This is a genomic window from Streptomyces sp. NPDC050416 (genome assembly GCF_044458845.1).
GTDB lineage: Bacteria > Actinomycetota > Actinomycetes > Streptomycetales > Streptomycetaceae > Streptomyces.
Genome location: NZ_JBITII010000001.1, coordinates 73768 through 89884, shown reverse-complemented (window position 1 = coordinate 89884; position 16117 = coordinate 73768). Strand labels below are relative to the sequence as shown.

Here is a 16117-nt window from a genome sequence, read left to right as displayed (position 1 = left end):
CATCCCGGACACTTGTCAATGGTTGTTGCTGTGCGGTTATGTTGGGCTCCGCACGCGTCGCTGTGTGTGCACGTTCCCATTTGATCGACCGACCGGGAGACCATCCATGCCGGAGACCACCCCCAGGGGCCTCACCAGGCTCGCCTTCGGTGGGGACTACAACCCCGAGCAGTGGCCGGAGAGCGTCTGGCAGGAGGACGTCCGGCTGATGCGCGAGGCCGGCGTCACCATGGTGAGCGTCGGGATCTTCTCCTGGGCGCTGCTGGAGCCCTCACCCGGCCGCCACGACTTCGGCTGGCTCGACCGGCTCCTGGACCTGCTGCACGAGCACGGCGTCCGCGTCGACCTCGGAACCCCCACCGTCGTACCGCCCGCCTGGTTCTACCGGGCCCACCCCGACGCCCTGCCCGTGACCGCCGAGGGCGTGCGCTACGAGTTCGGCTCCCGCGCCGCGATCTGCCACAGCAACGCGGACTACCGCGCGGCCGCCGCCGCCATCACCACGAAGCTCGCCGAACGCTACGGCGACCACCCCGCCCTGGCGATGTGGCACGTGCACAACGAGTACGGCGTCCCCGTCTCGGCCTGCTACTGCGACTCGTGCGCCGCGCACTTCCGCCGCTGGCTGGCGACCACGTACGGCACGGTCGACGCGGTCAACGAGGCCTGGGGCACGGCCTTCTGGGGCCAGCGCTACACGGACCTCGACCAGATCAACCCGCCCCGGCTCACCCCCGCGGCCGTCAACCCGGGCCAGGCGCTGGACTACAAGCGGTTCGCCGACGCCACCATGCGCGAGAACTTCGTGACGGAGCGCGACATCCTGCACCGCCTGTCCCCGGGCGTCCCGGTCACCACCAACTTCATGACGGCGCTGAGCCAGTGCGACTCCGTCGACTACTGGGCCTGGGGCCGCGAGGTCGACATCGTCACCAACGACCACTACCTGATCACCGACGGCCGCCGCACCCACGTCAACCTGGCCATGGCCGCCGACCTCACCCGCTCCGTCGCGGGCGGCGCCCCCTGGCTGCTGCTGGAGCACTCCACCTCGGGCGTCAACTGGCAGCCCCGCAACCCGGCCAAGGCCCCCGGCCAGATGGCCCGCAACTCCCTCACGCACGTGGCGCGCGGCTCCGACGGCGCCATGTTCTTCCAGTGGCGCCAGTCCCGGCGCGGCGCCGAGAAGTTCCACTCGGCGATGGTCCCGCACGGCGGCACCGACACCCGCGTGTGGCGCGAGGTCGTCGAACTCGGCGCCGCCGTCGGCGCGTTGAGCGAGATCCGCGGCACCCGCACCGAGGCCGACGTGGCCGTGCTGTGGGACTGGCAATCCTGGTGGGCGCAGAACCTCGACTGGCGCCCCAGCGTCGACCACGACGCCCGCGAACGCGCCGACTCCTTCTACGAGGCCCTCTACGACCGCCACCTCACCGTCGACTTCGCCCACCCGGAAGCCGACTTGTCGAGGTATCCCCTTGTCGTCGTTCCGGCCCTGTACCTGATGACGGAGGCGGCTGGGAACAACCTCACGGCCTATGTCGAGAACGGCGGCGCCCTGGTCGTCTCGTACTTCTCCGGCATCGTCGACGAGCACGACGCCGTCCACGAGGGCGCCTACCCGGGCCCCCTGCGGGACGTCCTCGGCCTCACCGTCGAGGAGTTCTCACCGCTGCTGCCCGGCGAGCGGGTGAGCGTCACCGGCCCCGACGGATCCGAGCTGGGCGCGGACGTGTGGACTGAGTTCGTGGTGCCGCGCGGCGCCGAGACCGTCCTGACGTATGCCGACGGCCTCACCGCCGGGCGGCCCGCCGTCACCCGGCACCGCCGCGGCGAGGGCACCGCCTGGTACGTCTCCACCCGGCTCGGTGCCGACGGCCTGGACGCGCTGCTCGGCTGGGCGGTCGAGGACGCCCGGCTCGCCCCGCGCGCCGACCTGCCCCGGGACGTCGAAGTGGTGCGCCGCACCGGCGAGTCGGGCACCTACGTGTTCGCCGTCAACCACACCGCCTCGGACGCCAAGGTGCCGCTGGAGGCCTCCGGCACCGAACTGCTGACCGGTGAACGCGCCGCGGGCCGGCTGGCGGTCCCGGCCGGAGCCGTCCGGGTCGTCCGGCTCGACGGCTGAAACCGACTCCCTCCGCCCGCGTGAGCCGCACGAGCCGCGGGCGGAGGGGTTCCCTCACCCGCCCACCGGTGAGGGGCACCCCCAACCCCCACGTCGAAGGGACGACGGACGACGATGTTCCATCCCAGACGCACACTCAGAACCCTGCTTCTCCCGCTCGCGGCGGGGCTCGCCCTCACCGCCCTGCCCGCCACCTCCGCCCACGCCGCGAGCACGCTGACCAACGGCGGCTTCGAGGCCGACGGCGCGGGCGCGGCCACACCGGGCGGCTGGTCCGAGTACGGCGACACCGGCGCCTCGTTCACCGAGTCCGGCGGCCACGGCGGAAGCTACCGCCTGAGCCACTGGGCCTCCACCGCCTACAAGGTGGAGACGTACCAGTACCTGTCCGGACTCACCAACGGCGCCTACAAGCTCACCGCCTGGGTGCGCTCCGGCGGCGGGCAGAAGTCCGCGTACATAGCGCTGAAGAACTGCGGCGGCGCCGAGCAGCGCACCGACCTGCCGGTCTCGGCCAGTGGGTGGATCCGGATCGTCGTGCCGGTCAATGTGACCGGCAACCAGTGCACGATCAGCGTCAACAGTGACGCCAACGCGGGCAATTGGATCAATGTTGACGACCTGACCTTCACCTCGGGCACGTCCAGTACGTCGATCAAGGGTGCCGACATCTCGTCCCTGGCCAAGAGCGACGCCAAGGGCGGCGTCTACCGGAACAGCTCCGGCACGTCCGGTGACGCCCTGGCCATCCTCAAGTCGTCCGGCATGAACTACGCGCGCCTCAAGGTCTGGGTGAACCCGGCCGACGGCTACAACAACAAGGCGCACGTCCTCGCCACGGCCAAGCGCGTCAAGGCGCAGGGCATGAAGCTGCTGGTCGACTTCCACTACTCGGACTTCTGGGCCGACCCCGGCCGCCAGGACAAACCCGCCGCCTGGGCCGGACACTCGTACAGTCAACTGAAGACCGACGTGTACAACCACACGTACGACGTGTTGAACGCCTTGAAGGCGCAGGGCACCACCGCAGACATGGTCCAGGTCGGCAACGAGATCAACGGCGGCATGCTGTGGAACGAGGGATCGACCTCCAACTGGCCTCAGCTGGCCGGTCTGCTCAACTCCGGCTACGACGCGGTCAAGGCGGTCAACTCGGGCACCACCGTCGCCCTGCACCTCGCCAAGGGCGGTGACCTGGCCGGCACCCGCTGGTGGTTCGACAGCGCGCGCTCCAACGGCGTGAAGTTCGACGCGATCGGTCTGTCGTACTACGGCTACTGGCACGGCACGCTGGCCGACTTCCAGACCACCCTCGATGACGCGGCCTCCCGCTACGGCAAGCCGGTCTTCGTCGCCGAGACCGCCTACCCGTTCCGCCTGGACAGCGAGGACGCGCACGAGAACATCATCGACACCAGCGCCGAGCTGGTCTCCGGCTACCCGGCGAGCGTGGCCGGCCAGACCCGGTGGATGAACGACGTGGCGAGCATCGTGGAGGCCGTCCCGAACGGCCGTGGCCTCGGCATCTTCTACTGGGAGGCGACCTGGACCGCGGTGAACGGCAACGGCTGGGATCCGACCGACGCGTCCTCCGGCAACGCCTGGGAGAACCAGGCGCTGTTCGGCTACGACGACCGGGCGCTGTCGTCGATGTCCTGGTTCCGCCACCGCTGACCCACGGAGAAGGGGGACCCGGCCGCACGCACGCGGCCGGGCCCTCACGCGTTTCCGAACTCACTTGTCCCGTACGGCAGTTCGGTATCGGTCAAGGATGCGGAGTCCCGAGCGCGGCGGCTTCGACTGCGAGACAGTGGGAAGACGCGGTAAGAGGACAGAGCCGCGAGGCAGGGGCAGGACATGCTGAGGACTCCCACCGACGATACCCGCCTGCGCATCCTGGCCTGGCTGAAGGAACCCGGCCCAGCCGCGCACGGCGTCACCGCGGACGCCGTCGCCGAGAGGTTCTCGATGCCCCGCCCGGTCGCCGTCACCCACCTCCGGCTGCTCCACGCCACCGGCATGCTGCGCACCAGCCGGTCAGCGGGCCGCGTGCACTACCACCGCGACGAGATGCGCATCGCCGAGGTCGCCCGGATGTTTGAAAAGGGCTGGTAGGCGACCCGGTACGACCCCCTACCCCGGAAGCTCCCCCGACGGTGAAGGACACACGCGCGATGGAACGTCCCACGGCACTCGTCCCACGCCACTACGTCACGGTGGGCCACGGCCCCGAGGACGTGGTCGCCGACCCGCGCGGCCGCGTGCTGACCGGGCTGGCGGACGGCCGCATCCTGCGCCTGGACGGCCTGGGGGACCCGGTGACGGCCCGTTCCGAGGTGATCGCCGAGACCGGCGGCAGGCCGCTCGGGCTCGAACTCCTCCCGGACGGCGACCTGCTGGTGTGCGACGCCGAACGCGGACTGCTGCGCGTCGGCACCGGCGACGGCACGGTCCGCGTCCTCGCCGACACGGTGGCGGGGGAGCGGATCCGGTTCGCCAGCAACGTCGTGTCCCTCTCCGACGGCAGCGTGTACTTCACCGTCTCCAGCCGCCGCCACTCCCTGGACCACTGGATCGGCGACATCGTCGAACACACCGGGACAGGTCGCCTGCTGCGTCTGGCCCCCGGCGCGGACACCCCCGAGGTGGTGCTGGACGGCCTCCAGTTCGCCAACGGGCTCGCCGCCGGGGCCGACGAGTCGTTCCTCGTCATCGCCGAGACCGGCGCCCGCCGCCTCACCCGCTACCGGCTCACCGGACCCGGCGCGGGCCGGAGCGAGCCCTTCGCCGAGAACCTCCCGGGCATGCCCGACAACCTCTGGCGCGGCGCCCCGGACGGACCGGTCTGGGTCGCACTGGCCGGACCCCGCGTCCCCGCCCTCGACCTGTTCCACCGCAGTGCGCCCGCGGTGCGCCGGGCCGCCGCCCGCGTGGCCGTACGCGCTCCCTTCCGTCCCACCGGAACGATCGCCGTGCTGGCCTTCGACGACGAGGGTCGCGTCCTTCACCACCTCGCCCGCCGCCACTCCGGATACCGGATGGTCACCAGCGTGTGCGAAGCGGGCGGACACCTCGTGCTGGGCAGCCTCTGGGAGCCGGGCGTGGCGGTCTGCGAGCCACCCGGCCCGAAGTGACGCCGGTTCGCCACCGGAGTTAACCTGAACCCCGGCCGCGACACCTCTCGCGGCGCGGCGGTGGGGCCCGCCGTACCCGAACCGCGGCACGGACGCCGCCAACGGTCCCTACTTGCGACGGCACGCGCCCGCACGATCCCGGGCCCCGGCGAGTAGGAGACGTACGACCATGACGGCCCCCGAGACGGAAAGCCTCCGCATCCGCCCCGCTGCCCCGCACCCGCCCGCCTGGCGCGCCCAGGCGCCCGTCGTCGCGGCGGTGGCGCTCGGCGGGGGAGCGGGGGCCGCCGCCCGCTACGCGGCGTCCCTGTGGTGGCCCGCGCACACCGGCGGCTTCCCCTGGACGATCTTCTGGGTCAATGTCGCCGGCTGTGCCGTGATCGGCGTGTTCATGGTCGTCATCACCGAGTTCCGGGCCACACACCGCCTGGTCCGCCCGTTCTTCGGCACCGGCGTGCTCGGGGGTTTCACGACCTTCTCGACGTACGCCGTCGACATCCAGAAGCTGGCCGACGGCGGCCACCTCCGCACCGGCCTGACCTACCTCGCCGCGACCCCGGTCGCGGCGCTCACGGCGGTGTGGCTCGCGGCCTGGTCGACCCGCCGTGTCCTGAAGTGGAGGCAGCCATGACACGGCTGACCGGCAGGGCCCTGCGCCTGACCGTCTTCGTCGGCGAGAACGACACCTGGCACCACAAGCCCCTCTACTCGGAGATCGTCCACCGGGCCCACGCGGCGGGCCTCGCGGGCGCCAGCGTCTTCCGGGGCGTCGAGGGTTTCGGCGCCTCCTCACTGATCCACACCTCGCGGCTGCTGTCCCTGAGCGACGACCTGCCGGTCGCCGTCGTGATCGTCGACACCGAGCCACGCGTGCGGGCCTTCCTGCCCCAGCTCGACGAACTCGTCACCGAGGGCCTGGTGACCCTCGACGACTGCGAGGTCATCCTCCCCCAGTCTCGGCTTCGCTCGACCGGGGGCACCCCCACCACCGGCCGGGAGGACACCCCGGGCGAAACGGACACGAAGGGTAAGAGGTCGTTGTGAACTGGCTGCTGGTCGTCGGGGGCGCGATGGTTGGCGCCCCGCTGCGCTACCTCACCGACCGCACGGTGCAGTCCCGGCACGACTCCGTCTTCCCCTGGGGCACCTTCGCGGTGAACGTCACCGGCTGCTTGATCCTGGGCCTGCTCACCGGCGTCGCCGGACACGTCCAGCTGCTGCTCGGCACGGGTCTGTGCGGCGCCCTGACGACGTACTCGACGTTCTCCTACGAGACGCTGCGGCTGATGGAGACGGGGGCCCGCGGCTACGCCGTCCTCAATGTGGCGGCCGGCCTGACGGCCGGTCTCGGGGCGGCGTTCGCGGGGGTGGCGCTCGCGCGTCTGTGAGATCCGTTCTCGCCCGCGTGTAGTAGGACGGTGCTCTCCACGCCCGTCTCTCCTCGCACAGAACTGGATCCCATGAGCGTCATCAGCGTCGGTCAGGCCATCGTCCTCGGAGCCGTCGAGGGGGTGACCGAGTTCCTGCCCGTCTCCTCCACCGGGCATCTGAAGATCGTCGAAGGGCTCATGGGCATCCCCGTCGACGATCACGCCGTGGTCGGGTTCTCGGCCGTCATCCAGGTCGGCGCGATCGCCGCGGTGCTCGTGTACTTCTTCAAGGACATCGTGCGGATCGTCTCCGCATGGGGGAGGGGTCTGCGCGACCGCGAGGAGCGCTACCACCACGACTACAAGTTCGCCTGGTGGGTCATCTGCGCCACGATCCCGATCGTCGCCGTCGGACTCGCCGCCAAGCCGCTCATCGAGGGCCCGCTGGCCTCGCTGTGGGTGGTGGCCGGCTCGCTGATCGCCGGCAGCGGAGTGATGTGGGCGGCGGACCAGATGGGCCGGCACAAGCGCGGAGAGGACGACACCTCCTTCAAGGACGCCATGCTCGTCGGCAGCTCCCAGATCCTCGCCCTGCTCTTCCCCGGCTTCTCCCGCTCCGGCGCCACCATGTCCACGGCGCTGATCCTCGACCTGGACCGGGTCGCCGCCACCCGGCTCTCCTTCTTCCTCGGCATCCCCGCCCTGACCGGCGCCGGCCTCTACGAACTCAAGGACGCCCTGGGCACCGGCGTGGGCGCGGCCCCGCTCGCCGTCGGCACGCTCGTGTCCTTCGTGGTGGCCTACGGCTCCATCGCCTGGCTGCTGAAGTTCGTCGCCAAGCACTCCTTCAACGCCTTCGTGATCTACCGGATCGTCGTGGGCGTGCTGCTGTTCGGCCTGCTCGGGGCGGGTGTGCTCACCGGCTGACCGGTCGCGACGGCGAGGGGGCCGGGCTGTCGCCACGGCGAGGGGGCCGGGCGCGTGAACGCGGTCTTGCGGCCCTCTGGACGTTTCGTTGCGACCTCTTGACAGGCGCCTCCCTCGACCCGCAGGATCGCCACCGTGAACCTGTCAGACAGCCGGACAGCCGGACAGCCCGTGCGGCGCGTCAGCGCCATGGAAGCGGTGCTGGCGTATCTGCGCGACGCCATCGAGCGCGGCGACTACGCGATCGGCGACAAGCTCCCCTCCGAGGCGGAACTCTGCCGCACCCTCGAGGTCTCACGGCCCGTGCTGCGCGAGGCGCTGCGCGCCCTGCAGACCATGGGCCTGACCGTCTCCAGGACCGGCAAGGGCACCTTCGTCGTCGCCAGCACCGTCGAGGACCCCACCTTCGGCGACTACTCGGCCAGCGACCTGCTGGAGGTGCGCCGCCACGTCGAGATCCCGGTCGCCGGGTACGCGGCACGGCGCCGCACCCCGGAGAACCTCGACCACCTGGCCCACCTGCTGGACCGGATGGAACGGGAGACGGACACCACAGCCTGGGTCGCGATGGACACGCTGTTCCACCTCGCCGTGGCCGAGGCCGCGCAGAACCCGGTCTTCCGCCGGGTCATCGAGGAGATCCGGGACGCGCTGGCCCGCCAGTCCGCCTTCCTCAACGAGCTGGGCGGCCGCCGCGAGCAGTCCAACCGCGAGCACCGGGCGATCGTCGAGGCGCTGATGGACGGTTCCGAGAACGACGCGGTGGAGGCCATGGCCCACCACCTCGACCGGGTCGAGACGACCCTCACCGACATCGTGCGCCCCGCGCGCACGGACACCCCCATGGAAGGCGGACCCGAGGCGTGAGCGAGCAGTCCCTGCACGAAGGAGTGCAGAAACGTTCCGGCCATGTCGACGCCGGAGACGCCGGCTACAGCAAGTCCCTGAAGTCCCGGCACGTCAACATGATCGCCATCGGCGGCGCCATCGGCACCGGGCTCTTCCTCGGAGCCGGCGGCCGCCTCGCCGACGCCGGCCCCTCCCTCTTCATCGCCTACGCGGTCTGCGGCCTCTTCGCCTTCCTGGTCGTGCGCGCCCTCGGCGAACTCGTCCTCTACCGGCCCTCCTCCGGCGCCTTCGTGTCGTACGCCCGCGAGTTCATGGGCGAGAAGGGCGCCTACACCGCGGGCTGGATGTACTTCCTCAACTGGGCGACCACCGGCATCGCCGACATCACCGCCGTCGCGACCTACACCCACTACTGGGGCATGTTCTCCGACATCCCGCAGTGGGTGATCGCGCTCATCGCGCTGGCGGTCGTGCTCACCGTGAACCTGATCTCGGTGAAAATCTTCGGCGAGCTGGAGTTCTGGTTCGCGATCATCAAGGTCGGCGCGCTCGTCGTCTTCATGTGCATAGGCATCTTCCTGCTGGTCACCCAGCACCCCGTCGACGGCCACAGCCCCGGCCCGTCCCTCATCAGCGACAGCGGCGGCCTCTTCCCGCACGGCCTGCTGCCCATGCTGCTGATCATCCAGGGCGTCGTCTTCGCCTACGCCTCCGTCGAGCTCGTCGGCGTCGCGGCCGGTGAGACCCAGAACCCCGAGAAGATCATGCCCAAGGCGATCAACTCGATCATGTGGCGCGTGGGCGTGTTCTACGTCGGCTCCGTCGTCCTGCTGTCGATGCTGCTGCCCTGGAACAAGTACACGGCGGGGGAGAGCCCCTTCGTCACGGTGCTGTCCAACATCGGCGTCCCGGCGGCCGGCGACGTGATGAACCTCGTGGTCCTCACCGCCGCGATGTCCTCCCTCAACTCCGGCCTGTACTCCACCGGCCGCATCCTGCGCTCCATGGCCATGGCCGGATCCGCGCCGAAGTTCACGTCCGTGATGAGCCGCAGCCAGGTCCCCTACGGCGGCATCCTGCTCACCAGCGGCATCTGCGTGCTGGGCGTCGGCCTCAACTTCGTCGTGCCCGCCGAGGCGTTCGAGATCGTGCTGAACTTCGCCGCGATCGGTATCCTCGCCACCTGGGGCATGATCATGATCTGTCACCTCCTCTTCTGGCAGAAGACCCAGAAGGGCGAGCTGACCCGCCCGGGCTACCGGCTGCCGGGCTCCCCCTGGACCGAGCTCGTGACGCTGGCGTTCCTCGCCTCCGTCCTGGTCCTCATGTACGCCGACGGCGGCGCGGGACGCACCACCGTGCTGTGCCTGCCGCTGATCGTCGGGGCACTGGTCGCCGGATGGTTCGCCGTCCGCGGCCGTGTCGCGCGCACGTCCACCACCGGAGCCGACGCGTGAGGAACGCGCCGCTCCATGAGAAGCAGGCAGTGATGTACAGCAGTTCCCTCGCGGACGCACCCCTTGTCCGTGAACCCGTCCACACCCCCGTCGCCCACCTCGTACGCGGCGGAATCGTCGAAGGCATCCACTACGGCTCCGTCGTCGTCCTCGGCGCCGACGGAGAGGTCCAGCTCCAGATCGGAGACATCGAGGCCGCCTTCTACCCCCGCTCCGCGATCAAGCCCGTCCAGGCCGTGGCCATGGCCCGGGCCGGGCTGCCGCTCGACGGCGAGCTGCTGTCGCTGACCGCGGCCAGCCACTCCGGCGAGGAACGCCACCTCGCCGGTACCCGGCGCATCCTCGAACTCGCCGGGCTCACCGAGGACCACCTGCGCAACGTCCCGGACCTGCCGTTCGACCCGGTCGTCCGGGACGCCTGGGTGCGCGAGGGCCGGCTGCCCTCGCGGCTCGCGCAGAACTGCTCCGGCAAGCACGCGGCCATGCTCTACACCTGCGCCCTCAACGACTGGCCGCTGGAGAACTACCTGGACCCCGGCCACCCGCTCCAGCAGGCCATCGCCGAGATCGTCGAGGACCTCACCGGGCAGCGCATCGCCCGGGTCACCGTCGACGGCTGCGGCGCGCCCCTGTTCTCCATCTCCCTGCACGGCCTCGCCCGGGCCACGGCCCGGATCGTCACCGCCGCGCCGGGCACGCCCGAGGCCCGCGTCGCAGACGCGATGCGCGAGCACGCCGAGATGGCCTCCGGCTCCGGCCGGGACGTCGCCGCGATGATGCGGGCGGTGCCGGGGCTCTTGACCAAGGACGGCTTCGAGGGCGTGCAGGTCGCTGCGCTGGCCGATGGGCGGGCCGTTTCGGTGAAGATCGCCGACGGTGCGAATCGGGCGCGGGTGCCGGTGGCTGCCGCCGCGTTGGCCCGGGCGGGCGTCGACCCGGAGCTGCTCACCGAGTTCCAGGGCGAGCCGCTGCTGGGCGGTGGCCGGGAGGTCGGGCGTGTGCGGCCCGTTCGCTCGCTGGAACCGCTTGCCGGTGCTGCCCGCGCCTGACGATGTGCCGGGTTCTCCCGTCCGGCGGCTGCGGGTCCCCTGTGGCTGATCGCGCAGTTCCCCGCGCCCCTGAAGGGGTGCACACCCACCCTCGCTTCCCTCAGAAAGAGGACCCTCGCTCATGACCGCCGCCACCCGTTCCGAACACGATCTGCTCGGGGACCGGGATGTTCCCGCCGAGGCCTACTGGGGTGTGCACACCCTGCGGGCCACGGAGAACTTCCCCATCACCGGCATGACCATCTCCGCCTATCCGCACCTGATCGACGCGCTGGCCGCCGTCAAGGAGGCCGCCGCCCTCGCCAACGAGGAACTCGGGCTGCTGGACCCGAAGAAGGCCGCCGCGATCGTCGCCGCCTGCCGGGAGATCCGCGACGGCAAGCTGCATGACCAGTTCGTCGTCGACGTCGTCCAGGGCGGCGCCGGCACCTCCACCAACATGAACGCCAACGAGGTCGTCGCGAACCGGGCGCTGGAACTGCTGGGCCACGCCAAAGGCGAGTACCGGTACCTGCACCCCAACGAGGATGTCAACCTCGGCCAGTCCACCAACGACGTCTACCCGACCGCCGTCAAGATCGCGACGGTGTTCGCGGTGCGCGGGCTGCTCGACGCGATGGCTGTCCTCCAGGAGGCCTTCGCCCGCAAGGCCGTCGAGTTCCGCGACGTGCTCAAGATGGGCCGTACACAGTTGCAGGACGCGGTACCCATGACGCTGGGTCAAGAGTTCTCCGCCTACTCCGTCATGATGGACGAGGACCGGTCCCGTCTTGCCGAGGCCGTCCAGTTGATCCATGAGATCAACCTCGGCGCCACGGCGATCGGTACCGGCCTCAACGCCCCCGCCGGATACGCCGAGTCGGCCCGCCGCCACCTCGCGGCCATCACGGGCCTGCCCCTGGTGACAGCGGCCAACCTGGTCGAGGCCACCCAGGACTGCGGCGCCTTCGTCCAGATGTCCGGTGTGCTCAAGCGCATCGCGGTCAAGCTCTCCAAGAGCTGCAACGACCTCAGGCTGCTGTCCTCCGGGCCGCGTGCCGGGCTCGGCGAGATCAATCTGCCGCCGGTGCAGGCCGGTTCGTCGATCATGCCGGGCAAGGTCAACCCGGTGATCCCCGAGGTCGTCAACCAGGTCGCCTTCGAGGTGATCGGCAACGACGTCACCATAACGATGGCCGCCGAGGCCGGACAGCTCCAGCTCAATGCCTTCGAGCCGATCATCCTGCACTCCCTGTCGGAGTCCATCACGCACCTGCGTGCCGCCTGCCTCACCCTCGCGGAGCGCTGCGTGGCCGGCATCACCGCCAACACCGAGGCGCTGCGCGCGAGTGTCGAGAACTCCATCGGCCTCGTCACCGCCCTCAACCCGCACATCGGCTACACGGCCGCCACCGACATCGCCAAGGAAGCCCTCGCCACCGGCCGGGGCGTGGCCGAACTCGTCCTGGAGAAGGGCCTGCTGCCCGCCGAGACCCTCGCCGGGCTGCTGCGCCCGGAGGTCCTGGCGGGCAGCGGCCCGGCTCCGGTGGCCTGACGCACGCGAGCGCACCGGGACCGGCACGGAGGGACAATCGGATCATGACGTCGTCGACGACCTTCCAGCCGGTCCTGGAGCGCATCGCCGAGGAGATCGAGCGGACACCCGGCCGGGGCCGGCCCGCCGACTACATCCCGGCGCTCGCCGCCCGCGACCCACGCAGCTTCGGCATGGCCGTCGCCGAGCCGGACGGCACGGTGTACGGGGTGGGGGACTGGCGGCGGCCCTTCTCCGCGCAGTCCATCACCAAGGTCTTCACCCTCGCCCTCGTCCTGGCCCGCGAGGGCGACGCCCTGTGGGAACACGTCGGCCGCGAGCCGTCCGGCAACCCCTTCAACTCCCTGGTCCAGCTGGAGTACGAGAACGGCATCCCGCGCAACCCGTTCATCAACGCGGGCGCCCTCGTCGTCACCGACCGGCTGCACACCCGTAGCGGCGACGCGTCGGGCGAACTGCTGGCGTTCCTGCGGGCGGAGAGCGGCAACGCGGACCTGACCTTCGATCAGGAGGTCGCCGCGTCCGAGTCGGCGCACGGCGACCGCAACGCCGCGCTCGGCCACTTCATGGCGTCCTACGGCAACATCGACAACCCAGTGCCGGTCCTGCTCGACGAGTACTTCCGGCAGTGCTCGATCGCGGCGTCCTGCGCCGACCTCGCCCTGGCCACGGCCTTCCTCGCCCGGCACGGCATACGCGCCGACGGCACCCGCCTACTCACCCTCAGCCAGGCCAAGCAGATCAACGCGATCATGCTGACCTGCGGCACGTACGACGCGGCGGGCGACTTCGCCTACCGCGTGGGCCTGCCCGGCAAGAGCGGCGTGGGTGGCGGCATCATCGCGGTCGTCCCGGGCCGCTGCACGCTCTGCGTGTGGAGCCCCGGCCTGGACGAACGGGGCAACTCGGTGGCCGGTGTGGCGGCCCTGGACCGATTCACGACGCTGACGGGCCTGTCGGTGTTCTGACGGAACATCTCAGCGGACGTCGGGGTCATGCCTTCGCATCTCGGCGGGCGTCGGGGTCATGCCTTCAGGGGCGCGGGGAACTGCGCGACAAGCCACGACGAGCCCGCACTCCGCACACCACCGCTCCCGGCAGATGCTCGCCGGCCCCCACCGCCCCGCACCTGATCACCGGCCGGTCACACTCCCGCTCCCGTCCAGAGGGCTCCACGTCGCCGTGAGGCCACCCCACGTTGACACGCTGCCCGAGTGTTGGCCATGGCTTTCCCCGTCGATCTCCGCCGCTGCCAGATACTCGGTCTGGCCGGCACCGCCTTCCTCGCGGCAGGAGGTGAGACGGCCGGAGCCCTGCCCGTACGCGACCTCTTGCCCCGACTACCGGGTCCCCGGCACGGTGTACGGCTTCACCTACCCGCCGTTCGCAGCCGTCGTCATGCTGCCGATGGCCCTGTTGGACCTGCGCACCGCGATCGCCGCCGCGCTGCTGCTCAACGTGGCGGCCCTGGCCCTGATCCTGCGGCTGCTCGCCGGCCCCGCCTGGCGGCGCCCCGGCTGGTACGGCTGGGCCGTGACTGCCTGCTTCCTCGCACTGTTCGAGCCGCTGCGTGACACCTTCAGCTTCGGCCAGGTGAACCTTCTGCTGCTGGCGCTCGTGCTCACCGACGCGGCGCTGCTCGCCGGCGGACGCACACGCTGGGCGGGCATCGGCATCGGGCTGGCGGCCGCGATCAAGCTCACGCCGGCGTTGTTCATCGCTCTGCTGCTGGTGGCCCGGAGGTGGCGCGCGGCGGCGGTCGCCACGGCCGTCGCCCTCGGTGCCACGGCCCTCGCGGCGTCGGTGGACCCCGACGCCTCGCGCTTCTACTGGACCGAGGCGCTGTGGGACACCAACCGGGTGGGCCGCCTCGGTTACGTCTCGAACCAGTCGGTGCAGGGCATCCTGGCCCGGCTGGGCGAGACGGACCGGGCCGTGTGGGCCGCGGCGGCCCTGCTGGTCCTCGGCGTGTGGGCACTGCGGGCCCGCCGGGCGGTCGCCGCGGGGGACTGGGCGGCGGCGTTCGCCCTGACCGGCCTCGCCGCCTGTCTCGTCAGCCCGGTCACCTGGGTGCACCACCTCGTGTGGCTGCTGCCGTCCTTCGCCGTGTTGGTCCGTACCGGGCACACCAGGATCGCAGGGGTCCTGTACGCGGTGCTGTGTACGAGCGTGGTGTGGCTGTGGTTCGACGACGCGTCCGGCGTCGACGGCTTCCTGGGCAGCAACGCCTACGCCTGGATCACCCTGGGCTTGCTCCTGTGGCTGCCGGCCGGTCAGCAGTCTCCGGAACGGCGGACCGGCAGTCGCAGCACCAGCACCACGACCACCGCGCCCAGCCCGGCGGCACCCGCGATCAGCCCCGCTTCCGTCCAGCCGGAACCGGCCTCTTTCGGGACGGCGGTCGCGACAGCGGGCGGAGTCGCCGCGGCCGGTCGCTCCGCGGGCTTCGACGTGTCGAGCGAACCCACCGGTTCGACCCGGCTGCCCGCCTCGAAGCCCCAGTCGAGCAGTGAGCGGGCCTCCTCGTACACCGCGGAGCCGCCGCCCTCCTGAGGGTTCATCACCGTCACGACGAGAGTGCGCCCGTCGCGGCGTGCCGCCGCGACGAGGGTGTTGCCCGCCTTGCTGGTGTAGCCGTTCTTGATGCCGATCAGCCCCCGGTACGGCTGCACGCCACGGGCGCCGCTGAGCAGCCGGTTGGTGTTGCGGATCGGGTACGACCAGTCTCCGCCGCCCGGGAATCTGGCCTCGACGGTGGCGCAGTACCGCGCGAAGTCGGGGTTGCGCAGCCCGACGCGGCCGAAGACCGCCAGATCGAACGCCGACGACACCTGGCCCGGCGCGTCGTAGCCGTCCGGGGAGACCACATGCGTGTCGCGGGCGCCGAGGGACCGGGCCTTGGCCTGCATCCGCTGCGCCGTAACCCGCCAGCCGCCGTTGAGTTCGGCCAGGACGTGCACGGCGTCGTTGCCGGAGTTGAGGAAGACGCCCCGCCACAGGTCGGCGACCCGGTAGGTACGGCCCTCGGTGACCCCGACCATGCTGCTGCCGGCCCCGATGCCCCGGAGCTCCCGCGCGCGGACCGTGTGCCGGATGCCGGCCGGCAGTGTGGGCAGCACCGTGAGGGCGAACAGGGTCTTCAGGGTGCTGGCCGGGGGCAGCCTGCGGTGCGCGTTGTGGGCGGCGAGCACCTCGCCGGTGCGGGCGTCGGCCACCAGCCAGGACAGCGCGGAGGTCTCCGGGAGGCGGGGCGCCCCGGCGCGCGGGCGGACCTGGGTGCCGGGGCGGTACAGCAGCGAGGGGTGCGGGGCCGCCGCCCTCGGCCCGGCCGGCGGACTGGGTTCCGCCCCGCTGGAACGGGCCGCCGCGGCGGGCATCACGGCCAGCAGCCCCGCCGTACAGAGCGCACAGGTCGACGCGGCCACCCGGGAAGAGAATCCGTTGATCATATGAGCAACGTAGAAACGGATGCCCTCCGCACCGCGACGACCGGGCCGGACATCGCGCGCGAGCACCCGGATGCCGCACGTACGGCGCCGAACCCCGCCGGGCACGGGGAGGGAGTTCCCGAATTCCCTCACGCGGGACGATCTTGGTTGATATACGCTGCGTCAGACTTGTTCGAACAGTTCGGCGAATCCGTGCCAACCGATTCGTCCTGCCCGGGGG

General features: G+C 71.1%; 14 protein-coding genes and 1 pseudogene. 14 read left to right on the top strand and 1 reads right to left on the bottom strand.

All coding sequences use genetic code 11. From position 1 onward, the window contains the following. Positions 1-106: 106 nt before the first annotated feature. The 14 genes from ACIBL4_RS00445 to ACIBL4_RS00380 all read left to right on the top strand — a co-directional run bounded on the left by ACIBL4_RS00445 (position 107) and on the right by ACIBL4_RS00380 (position 15001). Complete coding sequence (locus ACIBL4_RS00445; protein ID WP_399404956.1) at positions 107-2128, top strand: beta-galactosidase; 2022 nt, start codon at positions 107-109, stop codon at positions 2126-2128. A gap of 114 nt (positions 2129-2242) precedes the next feature. Further along, on the top strand, positions 2243-3802 hold the full coding sequence (locus ACIBL4_RS00440; protein ID WP_399404954.1) for an arabinogalactan endo-beta-1,4-galactanase: 1560 nt from the start codon (positions 2243-2245) through the stop codon (positions 3800-3802). A gap of 183 nt (positions 3803-3985) precedes the next feature. Continuing rightward, entirely contained in the window at positions 3986-4243 is a 258-nt protein-coding gene (locus ACIBL4_RS00435) for an ArsR family transcriptional regulator (RefSeq protein WP_356926805.1), read from the top strand. A gap of 59 nt (positions 4244-4302) precedes the next feature. Next, positions 4303-5262, top strand: coding sequence for an SMP-30/gluconolactonase/LRE family protein (locus ACIBL4_RS00430; protein ID WP_399404952.1), 960 nt, complete (start codon positions 4303-4305; stop codon positions 5260-5262). 169 nt (positions 5263-5431) lie between these two features. Continuing rightward, a complete protein-coding gene (gene crcB, locus ACIBL4_RS00425) occupies positions 5432-5893 on the top strand; it encodes a fluoride efflux transporter CrcB (protein ID WP_399404950.1) in 462 nt (153 codons plus the stop codon). Beyond that, positions 5890-6306: a DUF190 domain-containing protein gene (locus tag ACIBL4_RS00420; RefSeq protein WP_399404948.1), complete on the top strand. Its 417-nt coding sequence runs from the start codon at positions 5890-5892 to the stop codon at positions 6304-6306. Before crcB ends, ACIBL4_RS00420 begins: the two co-directional genes overlap by 4 nt. Then, the gene (locus tag ACIBL4_RS00415) at positions 6303-6650 is read left to right on the top strand and encodes a fluoride efflux transporter FluC (RefSeq protein WP_399404946.1); all 348 of its coding nucleotides are present in this window, start codon (positions 6303-6305) and stop codon (positions 6648-6650) included. Before ACIBL4_RS00420 ends, ACIBL4_RS00415 begins: the two co-directional genes overlap by 4 nt. Before the next feature lie 72 nt (positions 6651-6722). Then, positions 6723-7559, top strand: a complete 837-nt coding sequence (locus ACIBL4_RS00410; protein ID WP_399404944.1) for an undecaprenyl-diphosphate phosphatase — start codon at positions 6723-6725, stop codon at positions 7557-7559. A 189-nt stretch (positions 7560-7748) separates the two neighbouring features. Next, positions 7749-8426 (top strand): FadR/GntR family transcriptional regulator, encoded by a 678-nt coding sequence (locus ACIBL4_RS00405; protein ID WP_399406517.1) that lies wholly within the window; start codon positions 7749-7751, stop codon positions 8424-8426. Then, the gene (locus tag ACIBL4_RS00400) at positions 8423-9865 is read left to right on the top strand and encodes an amino acid permease (RefSeq protein ID WP_356926811.1); all 1443 of its coding nucleotides are present in this window, start codon (positions 8423-8425) and stop codon (positions 9863-9865) included. The genes ACIBL4_RS00405 and ACIBL4_RS00400 overlap by 4 nt, the downstream gene beginning before the upstream one ends. 32 nt (positions 9866-9897) lie before the next feature. Continuing rightward, a complete protein-coding gene (locus ACIBL4_RS00395; RefSeq protein ID WP_399404942.1) occupies positions 9898-10914 on the top strand; it encodes an asparaginase in 1017 nt (338 codons plus the stop codon). Between the two features lie 121 nt (positions 10915-11035). Beyond that, positions 11036-12448 (top strand): aspartate ammonia-lyase, encoded by a 1413-nt coding sequence (gene aspA, locus ACIBL4_RS00390; protein ID WP_399404940.1) that lies wholly within the window; start codon positions 11036-11038, stop codon positions 12446-12448. Between the two features lie 44 nt (positions 12449-12492). After that, on the top strand, positions 12493-13416 hold the full coding sequence (locus tag ACIBL4_RS00385; protein ID WP_399404938.1) for a glutaminase: 924 nt from the start codon (positions 12493-12495) through the stop codon (positions 13414-13416). Between the two features lie 328 nt (positions 13417-13744). Next, on the top strand, positions 13745-15001 hold the full coding sequence (locus ACIBL4_RS00380; RefSeq protein WP_399404936.1) for a glycosyltransferase family 87 protein: 1257 nt from the start codon (positions 13745-13747) through the stop codon (positions 14999-15001). Positions 15002-15060: 59 nt separating this feature from the next. Here the strand turns inward: ACIBL4_RS00380 and ACIBL4_RS00375 are convergent. After that, a pseudogene (locus ACIBL4_RS00375) lies at positions 15061-15825 on the bottom strand (D-alanyl-D-alanine carboxypeptidase family protein); the annotation flags it as partial. Between the last annotated feature and the right edge of the window lie 292 nt (positions 15826-16117).